21 protein-coding genes are annotated in these 22,129 nt (G+C 55.2%); 8 read left to right on the plus strand and 13 right to left on the minus strand.

The annotated features are described in order from the left end of the window. The first annotated feature begins 145 nt into the window (after positions 1–145). Positions 146–1,771 carry a BCCT family transporter gene (locus tag HZS52_RS10060; protein WP_009287453.1) on the plus strand — a complete coding sequence of 542 codons (1,626 nt, stop codon included), beginning with the start codon at positions 146–148 and terminating at the stop codon, positions 1,769–1,771. 290 nt (positions 1,772–2,061) lie between these two features. Here the strand turns inward: HZS52_RS10060 and HZS52_RS10065 are convergent, their stop codons facing one another. Genes HZS52_RS10065 through HZS52_RS10075 form a run of 3 tightly spaced genes read right to left on the minus strand, consistent with a single transcriptional unit; the run spans position 2,062 to position 4,796 of the window. Beyond that, entirely contained in the window at positions 2,062–3,354 is a 1,293-nt protein-coding gene (locus HZS52_RS10065) for a GGDEF domain-containing protein (protein WP_022522087.1), read from the minus strand. After that, on the minus strand, positions 3,351–4,064 hold the full coding sequence (locus tag HZS52_RS10070) for a substrate-binding periplasmic protein (RefSeq protein ID WP_022522088.1): 714 nt from the start codon (positions 4,062–4,064) through the stop codon (positions 3,351–3,353). The genes HZS52_RS10065 and HZS52_RS10070 overlap by 4 nt, the downstream gene beginning before the upstream one ends. Before the next feature lie 6 nt (positions 4,065–4,070). Next, positions 4,071–4,796, minus strand: coding sequence for a substrate-binding periplasmic protein (locus tag HZS52_RS10075; RefSeq protein ID WP_223828111.1), 726 nt, complete (start codon positions 4,794–4,796; stop codon positions 4,071–4,073). Between the two features lie 200 nt (positions 4,797–4,996). On the opposite strand from HZS52_RS10075, the gene HZS52_RS10080 reads away from it, so the two are divergent. The 3 genes from HZS52_RS10080 to HZS52_RS10090 all read left to right on the plus strand — a co-directional run bounded on the left by HZS52_RS10080 (position 4,997) and on the right by HZS52_RS10090 (position 7,176). Beyond that, positions 4,997–6,388, plus strand: a complete 1,392-nt coding sequence (locus HZS52_RS10080) for an MFS transporter (RefSeq protein ID WP_190374676.1) — start codon at positions 4,997–4,999, stop codon at positions 6,386–6,388. An 8-nt stretch (positions 6,389–6,396) separates the two neighbouring features. Further along, complete coding sequence (locus HZS52_RS10085) at positions 6,397–6,924, plus strand: retropepsin-like aspartic protease family protein (RefSeq protein ID WP_022522091.1); 528 nt, start codon at positions 6,397–6,399, stop codon at positions 6,922–6,924. Positions 6,925–6,996: 72 nt separating this feature from the next. Further along, positions 6,997–7,176 (plus strand): PLDc N-terminal domain-containing protein, encoded by a 180-nt coding sequence (locus HZS52_RS10090; RefSeq protein ID WP_022522092.1) that lies wholly within the window; start codon positions 6,997–6,999, stop codon positions 7,174–7,176. Positions 7,177–7,338: 162 nt separating this feature from the next. Here the strand turns inward: HZS52_RS10090 and HZS52_RS10095 are convergent, their stop codons facing one another. After that, complete coding sequence (locus HZS52_RS10095) at positions 7,339–7,479, minus strand: hypothetical protein (protein WP_162836279.1); 141 nt, start codon at positions 7,477–7,479, stop codon at positions 7,339–7,341. A 230-nt stretch (positions 7,480–7,709) separates the two neighbouring features. Here HZS52_RS10095 and HZS52_RS10100 point away from each other — a divergent pair, with 230 nt between their 5' ends. After that, complete coding sequence (locus tag HZS52_RS10100; protein ID WP_007113866.1) at positions 7,710–8,468, plus strand: winged helix-turn-helix domain-containing protein; 759 nt, start codon at positions 7,710–7,712, stop codon at positions 8,466–8,468. A 20-nt stretch (positions 8,469–8,488) separates the two neighbouring features. Beyond that, entirely contained in the window at positions 8,489–10,084 is a 1,596-nt protein-coding gene (locus HZS52_RS10105) for an ATP-binding protein (protein ID WP_027958637.1), read from the plus strand. Here HZS52_RS10105 and HZS52_RS10110 read toward each other — a convergent pair. Further along, complete coding sequence (locus tag HZS52_RS10110) at positions 10,047–10,985, minus strand: LysR family transcriptional regulator (protein WP_022522094.1); 939 nt, start codon at positions 10,983–10,985, stop codon at positions 10,047–10,049. The two genes, HZS52_RS10105 and HZS52_RS10110, sit on opposite strands and share 38 nt — an antisense overlap. Positions 10,986–11,100: 115 nt before the next feature. On the opposite strand from HZS52_RS10110, the gene metE reads away from it, so the two are divergent. Beyond that, on the plus strand, positions 11,101–13,398 hold the full coding sequence (metE, locus tag HZS52_RS10115; protein ID WP_159177299.1) for a 5-methyltetrahydropteroyltriglutamate--homocysteine S-methyltransferase: 2,298 nt from the start codon (positions 11,101–11,103) through the stop codon (positions 13,396–13,398). Positions 13,399–13,462: 64 nt separating this feature from the next. On the opposite strand, the gene ppk1 is transcribed toward metE, so the two are convergent. Together ppk1 and hemB are read right to left on the minus strand one after the other, a co-directional pair. Beyond that, positions 13,463–15,652: a polyphosphate kinase 1 gene (ppk1, locus tag HZS52_RS10120; protein ID WP_190374677.1), complete on the minus strand. Its 2,190-nt coding sequence runs from the start codon at positions 15,650–15,652 to the stop codon at positions 13,463–13,465. Between the two features lie 107 nt (positions 15,653–15,759). Further along, positions 15,760–16,770 carry a porphobilinogen synthase gene (gene hemB / locus HZS52_RS10125; protein WP_022522097.1) on the minus strand — a complete coding sequence of 337 codons (1,011 nt, stop codon included), beginning with the start codon at positions 16,768–16,770 and terminating at the stop codon, positions 15,760–15,762. A 200-nt stretch (positions 16,771–16,970) separates the two neighbouring features. Here hemB and elbB point away from each other — a divergent pair, with 200 nt between their 5' ends. Continuing rightward, positions 16,971–17,630: an isoprenoid biosynthesis glyoxalase ElbB gene (elbB, locus tag HZS52_RS10130; protein ID WP_009287444.1), complete on the plus strand. Its 660-nt coding sequence runs from the start codon at positions 16,971–16,973 to the stop codon at positions 17,628–17,630. A gap of 81 nt (positions 17,631–17,711) precedes the next feature. Here elbB and tatC read toward each other — a convergent pair whose 3' ends face one another. From tatC to HZS52_RS10160, 6 genes are all read right to left on the minus strand, one after another. Next, the gene (gene tatC, locus HZS52_RS10135) at positions 17,712–18,503 is read right to left on the minus strand and encodes a twin-arginine translocase subunit TatC (protein ID WP_009287443.1); all 792 of its coding nucleotides are present in this window, start codon (positions 18,501–18,503) and stop codon (positions 17,712–17,714) included. Then, positions 18,500–18,979, minus strand: coding sequence for a Sec-independent protein translocase protein TatB (gene tatB, locus HZS52_RS10140; RefSeq protein ID WP_190374678.1), 480 nt, complete (start codon positions 18,977–18,979; stop codon positions 18,500–18,502). Before tatB ends, tatC begins: the two co-directional genes overlap by 4 nt. 3 nt (positions 18,980–18,982) lie before the next feature. Continuing rightward, positions 18,983–19,261 (minus strand): Sec-independent protein translocase subunit TatA, encoded by a 279-nt coding sequence (gene tatA, locus HZS52_RS10145; protein ID WP_022522099.1) that lies wholly within the window; start codon positions 19,259–19,261, stop codon positions 18,983–18,985. Between the two features lie 173 nt (positions 19,262–19,434). Beyond that, positions 19,435–19,809: a phosphoribosyl-ATP diphosphatase gene (locus HZS52_RS10150; RefSeq protein ID WP_022522100.1), complete on the minus strand. Its 375-nt coding sequence runs from the start codon at positions 19,807–19,809 to the stop codon at positions 19,435–19,437. Between the two features lie 31 nt (positions 19,810–19,840). Further along, a complete protein-coding gene (gene ubiB, locus HZS52_RS10155; protein WP_190374679.1) occupies positions 19,841–21,463 on the minus strand; it encodes a ubiquinone biosynthesis regulatory protein kinase UbiB in 1,623 nt (540 codons plus the stop codon). Next, positions 21,460–22,116: a ubiquinone biosynthesis accessory factor UbiJ gene (locus tag HZS52_RS10160; RefSeq protein ID WP_190374680.1), complete on the minus strand. Its 657-nt coding sequence runs from the start codon at positions 22,114–22,116 to the stop codon at positions 21,460–21,462. Before HZS52_RS10160 ends, ubiB begins: the two co-directional genes overlap by 4 nt. Positions 22,117–22,129: the final 13 nt, after the last annotated feature.

Here is a 22,129-nt window from a genome sequence, read left to right on the forward strand (position 1 = left end):
GCTCTAGCAAGTTCACTGCTTGGCCACAGTGCGATTAGATTTTTCAACTGTTACCATTAAGCTGTACAAGGCAAGTTTAGTTGTACAAGCATGCGCTTAATACGCAGTGCTTACCTAAACAGAGCTCATTTAACAGGACGGTTATATGGCGAATCATGGAGGCAAGTCGGTATTCATCGCATCGGTGGTGATTATTTTTGGCTTGGTAGTTGTGGGGGCGTCATTTCCTGAAGGATTTGCCAACGTTGCAGAGGGCGCACTGACTACTGTTACCGGGCTATTCGGGTGGTTTTATCTATTTTCGGTTTTTGGTTTTGTCATTTTTCTGTTTGGTCTGGCGCTAAGCAAGTATGGCAAGGTGCGCTTAGGCCCCCAGGACAGTCGACCCAACTATACATTCTTTTCGTGGATCAGCATGCTGCTGGCCGCAGGCTTTGGTGTCGGACTGGTCTTCTATGGCATGGCGGAACCCATGTTTCACTTCATTGAGCCGCCCTATGGCGACAGAACCGCCGAAACCGAAGCGGCCGCCCGCTACGCTATTCAATACAGCTACTTTAACTGGGGGATACACCAGTGGGCAGCTTTCTCGATTGTCGGTTTGATCATTGCCTATTTTCAGTTCCGAAAAGGGCAGGCAGGACTGGTGTCGTCCGTACTGTCATCGATAACGGCTAAGAATCCTAAAATTCGTCCTTACGCTTCCTGGCTGGATGTATTTGCCGTGGTCGCCACCGTAATGGGGGTGGCTACCTCGTTAGGGTTAGGCGTGCTGCAGATGAATGGCGGTTTAAACGCTGTGTTTGGCCTGCCGGAGAACGGTTTCTGGCAGTTTGTGATTCTTTTCGTGATGTTCTGCGCCTATATGGCTTCTACCTGGTCGGGTTTGGATAAAGGCATTAAACGCCTCTCTAACCTTAATATGATTTTATGTATCGGGTTGATGCTGTATGTGCTGTTCACTGGCCCCACCGTGGCGATATTAGAGACCATCACGGTGGGGATTGGCGATTATCTGCAGAATTTTATCGGCATGAGCCTGCGCATTTCTCCCTATGGTGATAATGAGTGGGCAAGCAACTGGACGATTTTCTATTGGGCCTGGGTGATTGCCTGGTCGCCGTTTGTAGGTACCTTTATTGCCCGGGTATCAAGGGGTCGTACCATCAAAGAGTATGTGTTTGGGGTGCTGTTCGTACCGCCGCTGCTGGCCTGTTTATGGATTGGCGTATTCGGTGGCGCGGCGCTGCACATGGAGTTGAACGGTACCGATATCGGTCTTGCTGCCGCAACCCAGGATAATATAACCGTCGCACTGTTCGAGATGTTTGAGTTGATGCCCTTTACCGGCGTGCTGTCGGTCGTTGCGATGCTGCTGATCTTTATTTTCCTGGTCACCTCCGCTGACTCGGCCTCGTATATCGTGGCGCAAATGACCGATAATGGTTCGATCAATCCGCCGCTCTATAAGCGCGTCATTTGGGGTGTGCTGATCGCCGCTATTTGCCTGACGTTAATTGCCTCAGGTGGCTTAACGGGGCTGCAATCGGCTTCGGTGCTGTCGGCACTGCCGTTCACCTTTATCTTGTATATGATGGTGTTCGTATTAGTTCAGGAACTACGCGCCGACCGCAAGGCGATGCTAACGCAGCTTTATCGCCGCCATGGCGAAACGCCGGTGGGTGCGGACGCCTTTGAAGCCGAGCTGTTAGGTGAAGAAGAGCGCTTGCGCCGTGCACCGAGTGTGGTCAATCGGCGCATTAATAGTTAGCATCAGTCATCAGCACTAATAAAAAGTAACCAAGCTTTCGATTGCGGGGCAAGGTAGTTGGGGAGCAGCGACACATGAAGCGAAAATGCTGATGGCGCGGCAAGGGCGCCATGGAGCGACACGACGGCAGGCTAAAGGAGTTGCTTTCGATCGCTGGCTAGATAGGGTAGTCACAGTAGCGGTGCTAACGGCGATGATCATTGGTCTGGCTGCTGTGGCCGCTCACTGGCTGCTTTAAAGTACCAGCTCTGTGCAATATGTGTGCTTAACGCCCGGCTTAACGCCCGGCTTTATGCCGGGCGTTTGCGTGTTTCGACCCGGTTTCGGCCCAGCCGTTTGGCGTGGTAAAGGTGCTGGTCGGCACGCTCAATCAGCGCTTCAGCACTAATTGATAAGCCGGGCGACATGCTGGCAACACCCATGCTAACGGTAAGCTCTGAATGGGTGCTTGAAAAAGCATGAGGAATGGCCAGTGACAGCACTGCTTCGCGCAAGCAGTTGGCAACGCCCACAGCGTCGTCATGATCCTGACCTGGCAGTACACAGACAAATTCTTCGCCGCCGTAGCGGGCGAGTAAATCCCTGGCGGGGGCAATGCACTGATTGAGCGCTTTTGCTACGGCGCGCAGGGTGTCGTCGCCCATGGCGTGCCCATAATGATCGTTAAACTCCTTAAAGTTATCGATATCGATAAAAATCACCGATAGCGGCTGCTGGGTTTGCTGCGCCAAGTGCCAGTGTTGTTGATAAAACTCATCGAAGTGGCGTCGGTTCGCCACGCCCGTCAAGCCATCCATATTAGAGAGATGATGGAGCTGGTCGCGCTGCTCCAAGCCTTGCTGAAACGCGTTTAACAAATGATCCAAACTATCCACCAGATGCCCTAACTCATCATGCTGATGTCCTCGCAACATTGGCTTGGGCCACTGGCCGGGACGATTGGGATCGGTTTGGGCAATAGCTGCGTGTACCTTGAGCAATGGGCGAGTAATAAATAGATGAAAAAAAGCGATCACCACTAGGCTTAAAATAAACGCCTCTAAAATACTCACCCCGACCACCGTGTAAATACGCGCGAGGAACTGCTGGGTTAAGTAGCCTTCTGCCAGCATCAGCTCAATCTCGCCGACGACCGCTTCCGGCATGTCGCTGCCCATGTAGTAGGCGAGGTCGGTTTGGTGGTGCAGTATATCGCCAAATAAATATTGGCTGAGCCAAGTCGAATCAGCCTGTTTTGGCCTCTCAAATTCAGCCAGAGCGCGCCCAAAATCGTCACGAATCGACACCCATGCGACCTCGTCAGCATTAAATAGCCCATAGGCGATTTGGTGGGCGAGGTCGGGGTTAAGCTGGAAAGCGGCCTCTGCTGCGGCGCCGTTAACGACCGCCAACTGTTGAGTAATGCGTTGCTCGGTTTCCTGGCGCATATTGGTAGCGTGGCTGAGAAGTTCAATACTTCCTGCTACACCACTAATCAGCATAGCAATGAGCAGGGTGAGTAGCGCTTGCTTAGTGGTCAGGCTGCCTTTTTTAGGCGCGACGCCAGTGGTCAACATAGGAAAGCGAGGGCGGGGACTTATCACTGGCTCTCCCCCTGCAGGGCATCCAGCTGGGCTTGCAGTCGCTCCAGCAGTGCTTTCGAAACGTTGAGGTGGCAGGCGAGATAAAGCGGTGCGCGATAAAAAGTAAATAAATGCGCTAGCGCGATGTCCTGTTCATGTGCCATAAATTCACCGGTTGCTTTGCCTGTCACAATCACATCTAGTAGCCCCGCCTTTAAACGCGCGATATTTTCTCGCTCCGAAGGAGCAAGTAGCACATTAATGCCGCTATCAGCGACGTAATCGCCTATGGCATCTTCCCTAAAACTGCCCACTCGCCAAGCGTTCAGCCCGGAAAGTGAATCAACATTGAGCCCACGCTCGGCTAAACTGAACGCTGCCCATTCATTGTCGACCAGTGGCCCCACCCAGTGAAACAGCGCTTCACGCTCAAGGGTGCGGGTGGTGGAGTAGACGCAATGGTTCTCCCTTAAGCGTGCTTCGGTGTAAGCGCGTGCCCAAGGCAGCAGCCGAAAATTAGCCTCTATGTCAGCTTGGCGAAGCGCATCACGTAGCAGTCGCGTCGCACTACCGATTATTTGCCCTTGGTCGTCCGAATAATTGAACGGTGGATACTCTTCGGTATTGATCGTCAGCGGCATCGCATGAAGTGGCAGACTGCAGCTACCGATAACGGTGATCAGGGCAACGCCCATGCAGTATTGCCATCGGCGAGTTAGGTCGTTAGCCATCGTCAACTACCTCTCGACTCGTCCCGCTTGCACCCTGTTTAAGGCCTGCTGCATCAGCGCTACCAGACGTGGATCCGTGGCTTTGTTGATGGCAAAGTATAGCGAAGATTCGCTGAGGGTGTGTGTGGGGGTTAAAATATCTTTAGGATAACCTTCTGACTCCGCTATCCAGCCAGCCACATTCTGACTGTAAGCCCATAGGTCAACTCGCCCGCGGGTTAGCATATTGAGTGCGCTTCGGTTATCAATAGCGGATACGAGTAAGTGCTCAGGATAGCCAGCTTCCAACAGTGCCTGGGCACCGATATCTTCCCGAATGACCGCTACGGTCAGGCCGCGATCAATCGCTTGAGCCAAAGAATCAACCACAATCGGTGCGTCGCGGTGGGCTAGCAGTACGACCCGGTCTTGAGCAATCGGCCCCACCCAGTGGAAATTGACCTCTCTTGAGGGCGTACGCGTAGTGGAAAATAGCACCGTATTAGGTTGGCTGCGCGCCAGCTCATAGCCGCGAATCCAAGGGTAGTGACGGACGTCATTACGGCTTAATGGTGTTTCTGTCGCTGCAAAAATAGCCTCCAACAAATCAATCGATATCCCGGTTAATTGCTGATTATCGATATAGTTATAGGGCGGGTACTCTTCAGTAATAAAGGTTAATGCCGCCAAGGTGTCGGGCTCATCAGCCTGTCCGCTTGCGACGATTGCCAGCCAGAGGCATAGCGTGGCCATCAACCTGGTTAAGGGTTGTCGGTACACTGGCCGTAGAGATGGCTGGGCTAATCCCATCGCAGTTCTATCCGTATTACTGATCAATCAATCAAACTTAGAGCAACGCTGGTCGGCTGTCATCTCTAATCTGCCAACGCAAGCCGTGGCGCCTTGGCGGTTCTATCTGCTAGCCTTACGGCTTCCCCTGTGAGAGAAAACTAATGCTGCCTGCTAACACTGCTAAGGCGACGGATGGCTACGCATCGCGTCGAGAAATTTTCGGCTGGGCGATGTTTGATTTTGCCAACCAGGCCTACACGCTTTTGATTATTACCGTGGTATTTGGCGAGCTTTTCACCACAGTCATTGTGGGGGATCGGGGCGATAATTTCCGGTTGGCCAACTTTTTGTGGAGCCTGGCCCTGGCGATTAGTTATCTAATGGTGGTGATTACCGCGCCGTTGTGCGGAGCGGTGATGGATTACCGGGCGGAGAAAAAACGCTTTCTGCTGATTAGTTATCTCGCCACCGTGGTCACTACGGGCATGCTCTACTTCGTTGAGCCGGGCTATGTCGTTATCGGCTTGTTATTGATCGTGCTGTCTAACTACGCGTACTCCATGGGGGAGTCATTTATTGCTGCATTTTTACCTGAACTTGGGCCGCCGCAGTCGCTGGGCAAAATTTCTGGCTTTGGTTGGGCGCTCGGCTACATCGGTGGACTGTTTGCGGCAGGTTTTACCCTGGTGGTGCTAGGCGAGGCCAGCGCGGAAAACTTTGAGCGCATACGCTGGGTGGGGCCCTTTGCGGCCGGCTTTTTTCTGATTACCGCTATTCCTACGTTTTTATGGCTAAAAGAGCGAGGCACCCCTCAGCCCCGTGGCGTCTCTTATCGGCATATTGCCCTGAACCGCGTCACCACCACCCTTCACGAGCTGCGCTATTTTAAAGATCTGACGGTATTTTTGATTTCACTGCTGTTCTCGATGGCCGGCGTCTACATCATCATCGCGTTCGCCTTTATTTATGGTGCTCAAGTGATCGGCTGGGATGAAAGCGTACGTAATATCATGTTTATTATTGTCCAAGTGACCGCTGCAGCAGGGGCTCTGGGGTTTGGCTGGATACAGGATCAGCTAGGTGCCAAGCGAACGTACCAAATGACCCTGGCGCTATGGGTGTTGGCGATTATTGCTATCTGGGCAACGCCGGAGATGACGCAGTGGGTAAACGGGCAGTTTGACCTGCAGTGGCAGGCACAGTACGTATTTTTGATAGTCGGCTGCCTGGCGGGGCTTAGCCTGGGTTCCAGCCAATCTGCCAGCAGGGCTCTGGTGGGGCTATTTTCACCCTTGGAGAAATCAGCCGAGTTCTTCGGCTTCTGGGGGCTGGCGAATAAGTTGGCAGGGGTGTTGGGGATCGTCATGCTGGGGGTGTTGCAGACGCTGGTTGGTTTGCAAGCGTCTATTCTATTATGTGTTGCCCTGTTCGTTATCGCGATGCTGATTTGCGCCAGGGTCAACGAGCGCCGTGGTCGGGAGGCGGCGCTCGCCTGGGAAGCCAACAGCTATAGCAACACTAATAACGCTAACGAGGCATCCTTACCTCGGTGAGGTGGAGCATGGCAACGCACCTGGCAGGTCAAACAGCGCAACGCGGTGGTATCGTTATGATGCTGCTGTTTTGGGTGCTGTTAATGGCGGTGGGCACTTGGTGGATTCACGGTGGTCTCGAAGAGATGATGCGCCCGAACGCGAATATTGTGCATACGCTACCTGCAGGTGAGCCGGTTACCTTAAAACGTAACCGGGCAGGGCACTTTGAAGCGCCGGGACGCATCAACGGCACGCCGGTGACCTTTTTGCTCGATACTGGCGCCACCTATGTCGCCATACCGGTCGATTTGGCTAGCGAGTTAGGCCTAAAACCGGGACGCCGCGCTTGGTTCAATACCGCCAATGGTCGAGTTGAAGGTACTTTAACCGAACTCGATGAGGTTTCTCTGGGCGGTCTAAAAGTGCAGAATGTGCAGGGGTCTATCAGCCCCGGCATGGAGCGTGACACCGTTCTACTCGGCATGAGCTTTTTAAATTTATTGTCGATTGAAATACAGTCGGGTGAGATGGTGTTGAGCCTTCCCGAGCAGTGAGTTCGGCTTGTGAATGTGCCACTGATATGATTGTCTAAATTAATACGAGTGCCAACATGCTAAGGAGTTGCTATGGGCATTGAAGTAGGTGGTTTATTAGGGCTAATTTGGCTCATCATTGTGATCTGGGCCATTGTGAAAGTAGCCAAAAGCGGCGCGGGTGGTCTTGCTAAGCTGATATGGATCCTGGTGCTGCTGTTTTTCCCGTTAGTCGGCTTAATTGCATGGTTTCTGTTTGGGCCCAAAGGGTAGCCGCTGAAAAGCAAAGTTGTTGAAAAGCCCGCCTCGTGCAATTGCGTCAAAATGTGTAGTCGAAAAAAGTAGTTGTAAAAAAGTAGCTAAGTAAAAAAAGGCAGGCCACTGGTGGTCTGCCTTTTTAAGTATGCTTTAGCAATAGATGTACTTAACCAAACATTACTCAATGGTGTCGTTTTCTTCCCCTGGCGGCGCCTTGTAATGCCCTGGGATTTTTAACTTCTCCCCATTGGGCAGGTCGCGCACTTGGGCTGGAACGTAAACACGCTTAATGACACTTTTCGTTTTGCTACTTCCCATGGCAGGTTCCTCCTGTCAAATTGTCGACAGTTCGCGCCTTAACAGTAGCTTCCGCAGGTGCGAGAATCAAGTATCGGGCCTTGTCTACCGATCAATGCGCATGATTGTAACGACAGAAGCGGGTGTTTTGATAGTTTTGAGTTATCCTGAGTGCCAATCATAGGGCGCCTGCGTTGGTATTGGGTGAGCGGGTGAAAAAATAAACAGCCTAAGCGGAGTGCATAAAGAGGATGGTAGATCATTTGGAACAGCAATTTCAGGCGCTTGAGTCGCAAGAGTCTGTAATGCCTGACTATCCTGATCAAGATCATGTCCTGATCATTGAGGATGACCAGCGTTTAGCCGAGCTGACCCGTGATTACTTGGAAGCGAACGGCTTCCAAGTAACGCTGGAAGCTGACGGTGCGAAAGGGGTCGACCGTATTTTAACCCTACAGCCCGATCTGGTGATTTTAGACTTAATGCTGCCGGGGGAGGACGGCCTGGCGATTTGTCGTCGTGTTAGACCCAATTTTGCCGGCCCGATCATGATGCTGACCGCTCGCACCGATGATCTTGATCAGGTCTTGGGGCTCGAAATGGGCGCCGACGACTACGTGCCGAAGCCGGTTCAACCGCGGGTGCTATTGGCGCGTATGCGCGCGCTGCTGCGCCGTGCCGACGGGCCGGCACCAGACGGCGAAATGCGGCTGCGTTTTGAAAACCTGGAGATCGATAACGCCACTCGTGAAGCCTGGCTTTCAGGCGAGCGAATTGACTTAACCAGCGCTGAGTTTGACCTACTTTGGTTACTGGGCCGTAACGCTGGCCGAGTACTCACCCGCGAAGAGATATTCAGCGACTTACGGGGCATTAAGTACGACGGCCAAGACCGCTCGATTGATGTACGCGTATCGCGCATTCGACCCAAAATTGGCGATGATCCGAATCAGCCTCACCGGATCAAAACCGTGCGCAGCAAAGGTTATCTTTTCGTCAAAGACAGTTGATCATTCAGAGGGATGGCATCATGCGGCGGGTGCTCAGTAACGGCTCGTTTTTACGCTTCTATTTGCTGTTGGGCATCGCGCTATTAGTGGTTTTTGTGATCGCCTTAGCGGGGCGCTCCTTTATCGAACAGGTGCGCCGTGAAGACTATCGTGAGCAGCTCGCCGCGCTGCCTATGTCGTTGATGACGCAACAGCTCGCCGACGCACCGGTTGAACAGCGAAATGCTCTGCTTGAGCATTTTTCGGAACAGCTTGATTTACAGCTGACCCTGCAGCCTATCGGCGATGCGGATTTGGGATTTTTCGAACGGTCGCGCCTGGAGCAGGGCAAAATACTGGTCGCTGAAAGCCCCTGGCTACTGCAACAGCGTTTGCCCGGCGACACCTGGCTGCTGCAAGCACGACTCGATGACTGGAGTGAGCACCAGTGGCATGGCAGCATTGAGTTGCTTGGTGGGTGGCTCGCGGCAGCGCCCGCGGAAGAGCGTGATGGCCGCATTGCCCAATTGCGCCCAGGGAGTTGGCCGTTGCAGCTTTTGCCTTCGTTGCCTGCGGGACTAACGGCGGCGCAGCAGGCTCAGCTGGCCAGGGGCAACGTCATCACCCAACTCGTTTCTGATAAGCTTTCAATTACACTGCTCTATCAGTTGCCAGGCGAGTCACAATGGCTGCAAGCGGGGCCTATTTCCCGCGGCGACACCTTACCGCTGAATTTGCACTTACCCCTTTTGATGGGGCTGATGATCGTTCTCAGCCTGATTATTTATTTGATTATGCGCAGTATCGAAGCCCGCATGGCGCGGCTGGAGCTGGCTGCCACGCGGATTGCCAGTGGCCGCCTGGAAACCCGGGTAAAGGTAGAGAGCGGTGATTTTTTAGGCCGCCTGGGGATGGCCTTTAATGGCATGGCCAATCAGGTGCAGAGCCTGCTGCGCGGTCAACAGGAGATGATTCGGGCGGTTTCCCACGAGCTGCGCACCCCGGTCGCGCGTATTCGCTTTGCCGTGCAGATGGTCGAGGATATGACCGACCAACCCGCCATTCGCCGCCAGCTTCAGGGGATCGATGCGGACATTGCCGAGCTCGATGAGTTAGTTGATGAAATTCTCACCTATGCACGACTGGGTGGAGAAACGGTTAATGGCGCTGAGCTTGAAACGGCGCTGGTAGAGTGTCGGGCCATGGCGGAACGGGTGATTGATACGCTGTCGCCGCTGCATAGGGGCTTAGCGTTGGCGCTTGCGCCTGGTCCTGAAATCGAGCTGCTGGCGGAGCCGCGCTATCTTCAGCGTGCGGTGCAGAATTTAGTCGGCAACGCCTGCCGCCATGCTAAGTCCCAGGTGATGATTCACCTCTGGGATGAACCCAATCTGGTGCGTATTGACGTTGAAGACGACGGCCCCGGCATTCCGCCGGAAGCGCGGGCGGATATTTTCAAGCCGTTTGCCCGTCTGGACGATAGCCGTGCTCGCAGCTCTGGTGGCTACGGGTTAGGGCTTTCGATTGTGCAGAAAATCATGGCCGGGCACGGTGGTAGCGTGACCATCGATACCAGTCCCTCTTTGGGCGGCGCGCGCTTTACGCTGCTGGTTCCGCGTCGCGATCCGCAGGCTTGACCCCGGATAGCACTGCAAAGGAGGTCTCCCGCGCCGTGCGTAAAAAATCCTGCATCCATGGCGCTTCGCGGGTCTCTTCGCGAATCGCCGCATACAGCGTGCTCCATACCCCATGCTCGCCTAGCTTCACCGCGCTAACGTAATCGCGCTCTAAATACTCGGTGAGTGCCCAGTTGGGTAGTGCACACACGCCACGCCCGCTGGCCACCAGCTGCATCATCATAATCGTCAATTCGGCGGTACGAATCTCCTGAGGACGCACGTTCGCCGGTTGCAAAAACTGGGTGAAAATATCCAATCGCGACTGCTCAACGGGGTAGGTAATCAACGTTTCCTCAGCCAGTGCCTGGGGCTCTATAAACCCCCGGCCAGCAAAAGGGTGCTGGCGGGCGACGGCCAGTAACCCTTCATAGCGAAACAGCGGGGCGTAGTGAATGCCCTCAAGGGGCTGGGGGTCAGCGGTGATCACCAGATCCAGCTGCTCTCGGGCAAGCGCCGGAAGCGGGTCAAAGTGGTGTCCACTGGGAATGTCGATTTCCACTTCCGGCCAGTGATCGCGAAAATAGTCCACTGTGGGCATTAGCCACTGAAAGCAGCTGTGGCACTCAATGGCCATATGCAAACGCCCCTGCTCGGTGCCTGCCAGGCGCGCCAAATCACGCTCCGCCTTGCGTACTTCAGGCAGTACCTGGTCGGCTAGGGCGAGCAGCCGCAGCCCCGCGCGGGTGAATTCCACCGGGCGGGTTTTACGCACAAAAAGCGCGCTGTCCACGCGGCTCTCAAGATCTTTAAGCTGGTGCGAAAGCGCCGATTGGGTCAAATGCACGCGATCGGCAGCATCGACCAGGGAGCCGGTTTCGCGCAGAGCCAGCAGCGTGCGTAGGTGTCGTAACTCAATCATGTAGTGGCTCAATCATCGTGAGTGTTTTTCATCTTTGCTATTAGAAACTTTAGTTTGATTCATCAAGGGCTGGTGCCCAGACTGTGTGAATTATTTCACGTTGGTAGGGTTCATCATGACAGTTTCTCATATTCTCGGCTATCCCCGCATCGGCGCTCAGCGCGAGCTAAAAAAAGCCACTGAAGCATACTGGAGAGGCGAGTGTACGCGTAGCGAGCTGGAAAGCACCGGCCGTGCGTTGCGCTTACGTCACTGGCAGGCGCAGCAGGACGTGGGTTTGGATTTCGTTAGCGTGGGCGATTTCGCATTTTACGACCAAGTGTTGAACGTTTCAGTGGCGCTGGGAGCGGTGCCTGCCCGCTTTAACGCCAATAATGAAGTGGCAGGTGGCGATATCGATCTCGACACCACCTTTCGTATGGCCCGCGGTAGAGCCCCCAGCGGTGAGCCCGCCGCAGCCTGTGAAATGACCAAATACTTCGATACCAACTACCACTACCTCGTCCCCGAACTGCACGAAGGGCAAACCTTTACTCTGGCATCCAACCGGCTGTTTGACGAAGTGGATGAAGCGTTACGTGCGGGTTTTACCCCGAAAGTAACGCTGACGGGGCCGCTGACTTGGCTATGGCTTGGCAAAACCAAGGGCGGTGATTTTGACCGCCTGACGCTGCTCGACAGCGCACTCGACGTGTATAGCGAAATATTAGCGCGGCTTGCCACCCAAGGCATTGAGTGGGTGCAACTGGATGAGCCTGCGCTGGTGCAGGATCTGCCGCTGGCATGGCAGCAGGCCTATGAGCGTGCCTATCATCGCCTTCAGTCTGCGCCGCTAAAACTATTGCTAGCCACTTACTTCGGCGGCTTGGGCGATAACCTATCATTGGCGACCCGTTTGCCCGTGGCAGGGTTGCACATTGATGCCGTGCGCGCCCCCCAGCAAGTCGAGGGTGTGATTGACCGCCTTGGCCCCCATCAGGTGCTATCGGTGGGGTTTGTCGATGGTCGCAATATCTGGCGGGCCGATTTGGCTGCCTTGCGAGAACGCCTGCTGCCGTTGAAAGTGCGCCTGGGGCAGCGGCTTTGGTTGGCACCCAGCTGCTCGCTGCTGCATGTGCCGGTGGATTTGGCCCAGGAGACGGAGCTTGGTGATGAGCTGATCAGCTGGCTGGCTTTCGCGCGGCAGAAACTTGACGAGGTGGTCACCTTGGCGCGCTTGATCGATAACCGCGCCACGCCTGCCGATGAGCAGCGACTGGATCAGGCCACACGGGCGCTGGATGCCCGGCGTGAATCAACGCGTATCCACCAAGCTGAGGTCAGTGAGCGTTTGGCGGCGGTTAGCCCCGTCGATAGCCAGCGCCGGGCGCTTTATGGAGTGCGTTCTGAGGCTCAGCGTCGCGCGCTTAAGCTGCCGCTATTCCCCACCACGACGATTGGTTCTTTCCCGCAAACCGATGCGATTCGTGCCGCCCGGCGCGCTTTTAAGGCTGGTGAGCTGGCGTTGGCCGACTACGAAGCCCGTATGCAGGTTGAAATTGCCTACGCCGTTGAACGCCAGCAGGCGCTGGGGATCGATGTGCCAGTGCATGGCGAAGCCGAACGTAACGATATGGTGGAGTACTTCGGCGAGCAGTTGGAAGGCTTTGCGTTTACCCGTTTTGGCTGGGTACAAAGTTACGGTTCACGCTGCGTGAAGCCGCCGGTGATCTTCGGTGACGTATCGCGCCCCGCCCCGATGACGGTGCGCTGGAGCGAGTACGCCCAAACCCTGACCGATAAGCCCATGAAGGGCATGTTGACAGGGCCGGTGACGATTTTACAGTGGTCGTTTGTGCGTGATGACCAGCCGCGGGAAACCACCTGCCGCCAGATTGCTTTGGCACTGCGCGATGAGGTGTTGGATCTGGAAAAAGCCGGGATCAAAATTATTCAAATCGATGAGCCAGCGCTACGCGAAGGGTTACCGCTGCGCCAAGATGAGTGGCAATCATACCTTGATTGGGCGGTAGAGAGCTTCCAGCTAAGCGCTGCAGGTGTGGCCAACACCACCCAGATTCATACCCATATGTGCTACTCGGAATTCAACGACATCATTGGCGCGATTGCAGCACTTGATGCCGATGTCATCACCATTGAAACGTCGCGTTCGGATATGCACCTGCTGGATGCCTTCCAGGACTTCGCTTATCCCAATGAAATCGGCCCAGGGGTTTACGATATCCACACCCCCAATATTCCCGAGGTGAGCTGGATGGTCGATTTGATGGAGAAAGCCCTGGAAAAAATCCCCGCCGAACGGCTGTGGGTAAACCCGGACTGCGGCTTAAAAACCCGTGGTTGGGCGGAAGTAGAGCCAGCGCTGGCCAATATGGTGGAAGCAGCTAAGGTGTTACGCCAACGCTATGCGTAAACGGGCAGAGGGCAGAATCCCTCCCGCTGCCCTAAGCAGCGGGGGAGTGCTGACTTTTCGATGCCTAGCTTTTTGATGCATAGGCGTAGAGCAGGGTTTCCTGGGCACTAATGGCATCGCTGTCGCCCGGATTCTGGAGTAGGTAGCTGCCGTCGGTCTGGAGCAGCCAGCTCTGGCAGTTATCCACCAGGTAGGTCTCCAGATCTTTGCGTACCCGGGTGGCGAGCTTCTTATCCAGCAGCGGGAAGCAAGTCTCTACACGGTGGAACATATTGCGCGCCATAAAGTCCGCGCTTGAGCACCAGGTCTCCGACTTGCCGTCATTGTGGAAGTGGAATACCCGGGTATGCTCCAGCAGACGGCCAATAATCGAGCGCACGCGAATGTTGTCGGAAACGCCCGGTACTCCTGGCTTCAAACAGCACATACCGCGAATAATCAAATCGCACTCTACCCCCGCCTGTGAGGCCCGGTAGAGCGCTTTGATAAGCTTGGGCTCGGTTAACGAGTTGCACTTAATAATGATGTGCCCGCGCTTACCCTTACGCGCTATCTGCGCTTCCCGATCGATCATTGCCACCAACCGTTCATGCAGCGTAAATGGCGCGTGCAACAGCGTGTCGATTTTGCGTGCGCGGCCCATTCCAGACAACTGTTGGAACACTTTATGAACATCGGCACACAACGCTTTGTTGGCAGTCAGCAGGCTGTAGTCGGTATATAGCTTGGCGGTTTTAGAGTGATAGTTACCGGTGCCCAGGTGCGCGTAGTAGCAAAGTTCACCTTTTTCGCGACGAACGATGTGCAGCATTTTGGCGTGGGTTTTGTACGCCATAATGCCGTAGACAACGATTGCCCCCGCTTCTTGCAAGCGTGAAGCCAGCTGTAGGTTGTCGGCCTCATCAAAGCGCGCGCGCAGTTCAATGACCACAGTGACTTCTTTGCCTTGGCTGGCCGCTTCCACCAGTGCGTTAACAATGGCCGAGTCTGCGCCGGTACGGTAAAGGGTCTGCTTCACTGCCAGTACATTTGGATCCCGGGCGGCTTCGCGCAGCAGGTCTTCAATCGGCGTAAACGACTGGAAAGGGTGATGGAGTAGAATGTCGTTCTTGGCGATGGCTTCAAACAGGCTACCCGCTTTGAGCGCTTTGGGAATGCTGGGGGTAAACGGCCGATAGAGTAGTTCGGGGCGATCCACGTCCCCCAGTACCGACATCATACGGGTTAAATTAACCGGCCCTTTGACGCGATATAAGTCGTCACTTTCCAGTTCAAACTGGCGCAGTAAAAAGTTGGTCAAGTCATCAGGGCAACTGTCGGCAACTTCCAGGCGCACACCGCTGCCGTAGCGGCGTGCCAGCAGCTCACCGCGCAGCGCAGAGGCGAGATCCGAAACCTCCTCTGGGTCAACGCTCATATCCGCGTTGCGGGTCAGCCGGAATTGATAGCAGCCGCATACGCTCATGCCAGGAAACAGCTCCTCGGCATGGGCATGAATCATCGAAGAGAGGAAAACATATTCCGAGAATCCCTCCTCGCAGAGCTCCTTGGGCAGTGCCATCAGACGCGGTAGCGAGCGCGGCGCGGGAAGAATCGCCATCCCCCCGGCGCGACCAAACGCATCTTTGCCTTCCAGCTCAACGATAAAGTTGAGGCTTTTATTCACTAACCGCGGGAAGGGGTGCGAGGGATCGAGCCCAATTGGGCTAATGACCGGCATAATTTCATTATCGAAAAACGCCTTAACCCAGGCTTTCTGCTCATCAGTCCACTGATCGCGGCGACGAAAACGCAGCCCATGGGTTTCCAGCGCGGGTAACAAAGTGTCGTTGAGTATCTGATACTGGCGATCAATTTGCGCGTGGGCAAGCTGCGAGATCTCCGCCAACACCGCTTTGGGCAGGCGGCCATCGGCGGCGGTGGTGTCGTCGCCCAGGGCAATTTGATGCTTCAAACCCGCCACTCGAATCTCGAAAAACTCATCCATGTTGGAGGAGAAGATCAGCAGGAACATTAGCCGATTGAGCAGTGGGTGGGCGTCATCTAAAGCCTGCTCCAAGACGCGGATATTGAACTGTAGATGCGACAGCTCGCGGTTGAAGTAGAGCTGGGTATCGTCGAGGTCGGTTTCAGGCTGTGCTTCACGTGCCTGGACGCCGGTTGGGGTACGGTTAATCCGTAGCGGCGTATCGCCGTCGCTGCTGGTGTGATCGGTAGACGACAGTGGTAAGGAATCTGAAGCTTGCTCGTCCATAGTGGATCTCCCCGCGTTGATAGCTCGAAGGTATCATAGCCTGATACTTGTATATCAGTGCAGTATGCGGGGAGAAGATGACAAAAAGGTGTCACCAGGTTGTCATCTTAGCGTTGCTGAAGTAACCGCGCTGCATCTAGGGCGAAGTAGGTCAGAATGCCATCTGCGCCTGCCCGTTTGAAACACATCAACGACTCCAGTATTACCGGCTCCGCTTCTAACCAGCCGTTGTCGAAGGCCGCGCGGTGCATGGCGTACTCGCCGCTGACTTGGTAGGCGAAGGTGGGTACCTGTAGTTCGCTTTTTACCCGCCGCACGATATCTAGGTAGGGCATGCCGGGCTTGACCATCACCATGTCGGCGCCCTCGGCGATATCCATGGCCACTTCGTGGAGCGCTTCATCGCTGTTAGCGGGATCCATTTGATAGGTGCGCTTGTCCGCTTTGCCCAAGTTAGCAGCCGAACCGACCGCATCGCGAAAAGGCCCGTAGTAGTGCGAGGCGTACTTGGCGCTGTAGGCCATAATACGCACATTATGTAAATGTTCCTGCTCCAACACCTGGCGAATCGCACCAATCCGGCCATCCATCATATCGGAAGGGGCGACCACATCGGCCCCCGCTTCGGCATGGGAGAGCGCCTGCTTGAGCAGGGTATCCACTGTGCGGTCATTCTGGACATAGCCGTGTTCGTCAAGAATGCCGTCTTGACCGTGGCTGGTATAAGGATCCAGCGCCACGTCCGTGATAATGCCTAATTCGGGTAGCGCTTCTTTAAGGGCACGCACGCTGCGCTGAACTAAACCGCTAGCGCTATAGGCCTCTTCAGCAAACTCACTCTTGTGCTCGGAGCCAACCACAGGAAAGAGTGCCAGTGCTGGAATGCCCAGTTCATACGCTTCGCGAGCTTGCTCGATCAGCAGATCAATAGACAGCCGTTCAACGCCGGGCATGGAGGCGACGGCTTCGCGCTGATTGATACCTTCCAACACAAAAACGGGCAGAATCAGGTCGGATGGACTCAGGCTGTTTTCCTGCATCAATCGGCGTGAGAAATCGTCGCGGCGCATACGGCGCATGCGCGTGGCGGGAAAGTGGCGGGCAGTGGGTGTACTCAAGAGGGCTCTCCATTAGAGGTCGTAAAAATCAGTGATCGTGAACATTAAGGATCGCAAATCAACATGCCCGAAGGCCTGGAATCAGTATATCAGCCATGCCCTGCGGCGAAAGCCGTCTTGTGGCGACACGGCAGACTGACTAAAGTGAGCGACAGCTTTGCTGTATTGCGTTCGGCAGACCCTGGGATAAGGAGATAGGCATGACCAAACAGGTGGCAGTGATTTTAGCTGGCTGCGGCGTTTACGATGGCTCGGAAATATATGAGACCACGCTAACCCTGCTGCGCTTGGATCAGTTGGGCATTGGATACCGCTGTTTTGCCCCCGATATTGAGCAGCACCATGTGGTTAACCACCTCACCCAAGAAGTAGTGGAGGGCGAGCAGCGTAACGTGTTGCTGGAGTCCGCTCGCTTGGCGCGAGGGGAGATCAGCCCACTGAGTGAATTAGTGGCTAATGATTTTGACGCAGTGATTGTGCCCGGTGGTTTTGGCGTTGCCAAGAACCTTTCGGACTTTGCCAGTGCCAGCGACAATATGCAGGTGTTAGAAGCGCTAAAAGAGGCGCTGACGGGCTTTCACCAAGAGGCCAAGCCGATTGGTTTGATGTGTATTTCCCCCGTACTTGTGCCACGCCTATTGGATGAGGGCATTGCGGTAACGGTGGGCAATGACCCGGCGGTTTCCGGGGCGATAAGCGCCATGGGTGGGCTACACCGCACCTGTAGCGTAGAAGATATCGTGGTGGATTTTGAGCACCGGGTGGTCACCACACCCGCTTATATGCTGGCAACGCGGATCAGCGAAGCCGCAACTGGTATTTTTAAACTGGTGGATCGCATTGCAGAAATGATGGATTAAGCTCGCCACTGTGCTGATACAAAAGCCGCCGCCATTGATCATGGCGGCGGCTTTTAAATATCTGGACGTTGATCCCAGTGCTTAGAGGTCTGCTTCTTGCTCTTCGGCAGTCTCTTTCTCCTCTTTGCGCTTGCGCACCAGGCGACCAAACAACAGCCCGACTTCATAAAGCAGATACATCGGTACCGCCAGTAGGCTCTGTGAAATCACATCCGGGGGCGTTAGCAGCATGCCGACAACAAAGCAGCCTAGTAGGATATACGGGCGCTTTTTAGACAAGCTTTCCACCGACGTAGCGCCAGATAAGATAAGCAAAAAGGTCGCAATAGGAATCTCAAACGCTACACCGAAGGCAAAGAACAGCTTAAGAACGAAGTTCAGATATTGGTTAATGTCGGTCATCACGGCGACGTTTTCCGGCCCGGTTTGGGTGAAAAACTCAAACAGCAGCGGAAAAACAACGTAATAGGCAAACGCCGCGCCGCCGTAGAAAAGCGCAATGCTCGAAACCAGAATCGGAATCGCCAGCGCTTTCTCATTGTCGTAAAGCCCCGGGGCGATAAACGCCCAGGCTTGGTGTAGCACAAACGGAATAGCGATAAATACCGCGACTACCAGAGTGAGCTTGAACGGCGCTAAGAATGGCGAAGCGACTTCCGTAGCGATCATCTGCGAGCCTTCGGGCAGCAGCGCCATCAACGGCTCGGCAACAAAGGTGTAGATATCATTGGCAAAGGAGTAGAGGCCCAAAAAGACCACCAGGATAACGATCACGGCGCGCATTAGCCGTGAGCGCAGCTCGATCAGGTGCTCAATCAGGGGGGCTTGGCTCTGCTCTTCCCGCGGCTCCTTTGAATCGCCAGACATGCTCATTGGTGATTACGATCCTTATTAAGTGCAGCCGACTCAGGGTTAGGCGTTTCAGGTTCGGCCTCGCGGGTGGGCGCAGCCGAGGCAGATGATGACGGAGGTGTTTCTTCACGCACCGTTTCCTCTCGCACCGTTTGCAGGGCGTCATCCAATCGAGAGCTGGCCTGGGCAACGCGCTGCTCAGTGTCACTCTGCTGCGCTGGTGCAGCGTCTGACGGGCTATCGGCAATGCTCTCTACGTCCAGCTTCGCTTTCTTCAAGCTGTCATCGAGCTTCTTTTGCTGTTCATTGAGCTTTTGGCGCAGCTCTTCTGCTTCCAGTTGGGCGCTGATTTCACGCTGCATACCGGATACCGTACGCTTGATTTTACCAATCCACATGCCCGTCGTACGGGCGGCGCGGGGCAGCCGCTCCGGGCCAAGCACCAACAGCCCGACGACGCCAATCAGCATCAGTTCAAGAAAGCCGATATCCAGCATGGTTTATTTGCGCTCTTCGTTGCGGTCGTGGGCGGCCTGTTTCTCTTCGGCTTGAACGTCGTAAGTGTTGCCCGGCTCTTCATGGCTCACTTTGGCATGGGGTTGGTCGGCGTCCTCTTTGTCCGCCTCTTTATTTTTCTCCTCGTCGTGCATGGCTTTCTTGAAGCCCTTGACCGCCCCGCCTAGGTCGGTGCCCACGTTACGCAGTTTTTTGGTGCCGAAAACCAGAATGATGATGCCCAGCACAATCAGCAACTGCCAAATACTAATACCACCTAACATATGCGTGTCCTCTTGCGAGCAGGTTAACTATCGATTGAGTGCTATCTATTTTAGTGAGTGCTACCTATTTTAGCGCTATCTCTTTTACCACTGAGCCAATGAATACGAGCCCTATGGCTAGGAGCAGTACTACAGTACGCGCGTTACCACTATGCGACAGCCCTATGTGGCAACTATGGCTGGCGGGCGGCTTTTTCCTCGTGTCCGGAAATGCCGAAACGCCGTGCCAGTTCGTCTAAAACGGCCTGATGATCCATCCCCAGGTGTGACAGCATCACCAGGCTATGAAACCACAGGTCGGCGGTTTCAGAAATCAATGCTTGGCGTTCAGCCTCGCTACCATGCTCGGCATCTTTTGCCGCAAGCACTGTTTCTGTTGCTTCCTCGCCTACCTTTTCGAGTATCTTGTTCAAACCCTTATGATGCAAGGAGGCAACATAAGATTCTTCTGCCGCTGCATGGCGTCGCTGCTTTAGCACCTCATTGAGCGTATCCAGCACATCAGTATGGGTAGTCGAATTGTTAGGCGATAATGCGTTGCTGTCCATGGGAATCCTCGTAAACGTTTAGTGCGTCACTCTATTGCCATACCAGCAGCAGTAGGCCAATGGCGGCGGCCGCTAGTATCGGCCACTCCTGAAGTGCAATCCAACCGCTTAATGGCTGCCACGCCAGTGCCAGCGCCAGCAGAATCAAGCCAAGCCGAAGGCGGTAGAGGCGTTTGCCCTGGCGCGCCATCTGCACCCGCATGTCGTTGATCGATTCGACTTGCTGGTGGCGCTGGCGATGCTCGTGCTCCATACGGCTTAGCGCCTGGTGAGCCAGTACGGGCAGTTCGGGCAACTGGTGCGAAAGCTCCGGCGCCTGGCGCTTCAGCGACTCCCATAAACCGCTGACCCCGGCACGCTCTTTCATCCACTGCTCTAAATAGGGCTTGGCGGTACTCCACAGATCTAGATCCGGATAGAGTTGGCGCCCCAGGCCTTCAATATTGAGCAGCGTTTTCTGCAACAGTACCAGCTGCGGCTGTACTTCCATATTAAAGCGCCGCGCGGTTTGAAACAGCCCCAATAGCACCTGGCCGAAGGAGATATCTTTCAACGGCTTCTCTAAAATGGGCTCACAAACGGTGCGAATCGCCGCTGCGAATTCGTTAGCGCGGGTGTTTTCGCCCACCCAGCCGGATTCGATGTGCAGCGCAGCGACTTCATAATAGTCCTGGTGGAAAAACGCCAGTAGGTTACGCGCTAAGTAGTCCTGATCTTCCCGGGTCAGGCTGCCGACAATGCCGCAATCGATGGCAATGTATTGGGGATCTTCGGGGTTGTCACAGTTGACGAAAATATTGCCTGGGTGCATATCCGCGTGAAAGAAGTTGTCACGGAATACCTGAGTAAAGAACAGCTCGACGCCGCGCTCTGCAAGCTTCTTCAAATTAGTGCCACGAGCAACCAGGGTATCTAAATCGGCGACCGGAATGCCGCGAATGCGCTCCTGTACCATCACATGGCGGCGAGTGAAGGGCCAGTAGATGGTGGGCACAAACAGCAGCGGTGAGTCTTTGAAGTTGCGCTTGAGCTGCGAGGTGTTGGCGGCCTCTTTGTAGAGATCCAGCTCGTCAAACAGCGTGGCTTCGTAGTCGCGAATGACTTCCACCGGACGCAGGCGACGCGCCTCGGGGATTTTGGAGAATAGCTTGGCGACTTGGTACATCAGCGCCATATCCTGACGCATCACGCGATCAATGCCGGGGCGAATAATTTTCACCACCACGTCTTCACCGCCGTGCAGTCTTGCCGCGTGCACCTGGGCAATCGACGCCGAGGCCAATGGCACTCGGTCAAACTCAGCAAAGGCCTCTTCCAACGACATTTCCAGCGCTTTCTCGACCCGGTCGGCGGCTTGATCACCTGGAAAAGGCGGCACTTGATCCTGCAGGCGTTTCAGCTCATCGGCGATATCCGCTGGCAGCAGGTCGCGACGGGTCGAGAGCATTTGGCCGAACTTAATAAAAATCGGCCCCAGTGCTTCCAGCGACAAGCGCAGACGTTCGCCCCGTGAGCGATTGCCAACGGGGATCAAACGTAGCGGAGAAAACCATAGCAGTGCCCGGAGCCACCAGGGCAGCCGCTCTAGCGGCAGCAGTGTGTCAAGCCGGTGGCGGCTGATCACCCAGCTTATCCGCAGCAGACGCAGGCTCATGGGCGCGACTCCTGTGGCGCAGGCTGTAGCTGTTCTAGACGTCGCTGTAAGCGGTTTAGTCGCGCTTCCAGGCGATCGGTCGCCACCTCTAACTCGGTCAGATGCTCGCGCAGTAGGCTACGCTGCTGCCGCCCTGGCAGCAGGCGTGCCTCTTCAAAGACATATTCAGAAACATCCTGCATCAGCTCGTCTTTGGCACGCAGCCCCCAGCGGGCAGCGCGGCGCAGTCCCTCGGCCAGGGAGTGGGCGGGCATATCGCCCAGCCAGCGGGCCAGCTCGCTCTCCCAGTCGATGTCCAGGTCGAAGAGCAGGTCTCGAGTGGCTTCAAGCAGATGGATACGCCCGCGCACCGCCAGCTTGCCGTCAAACATAAGGCGTTCAATCGAGGCGCCGCTGATCCACTCGGAAAACGTTTCCGGAGTGAGCTCTACCACTGCGTCTACGTCGGTTTCATCAACGTCATCGCCGCGCATCAGGTCGAGCCCGGCGTGATGGTAGTGAATGACCAACGCTAAGTGAGGCTGCTCAAGGCGCACCAGTAGACGGCTGCCCGCCAGTGCCGCTAGCCGTGCGGGGGCCGCCGGGTCACGGGCGAGCAGGGCGTTGAGCGTGCGTTCACAACCGGCCAGCAGCAGGGTCGGGGTTACCAGCATGCTGACCTCTTGG

The organism is Vreelandella titanicae, assembly GCF_014697095.1.
In the GTDB taxonomy this organism is placed as follows: domain Bacteria; phylum Pseudomonadota; class Gammaproteobacteria; order Pseudomonadales; family Halomonadaceae; genus Vreelandella; species Vreelandella titanicae.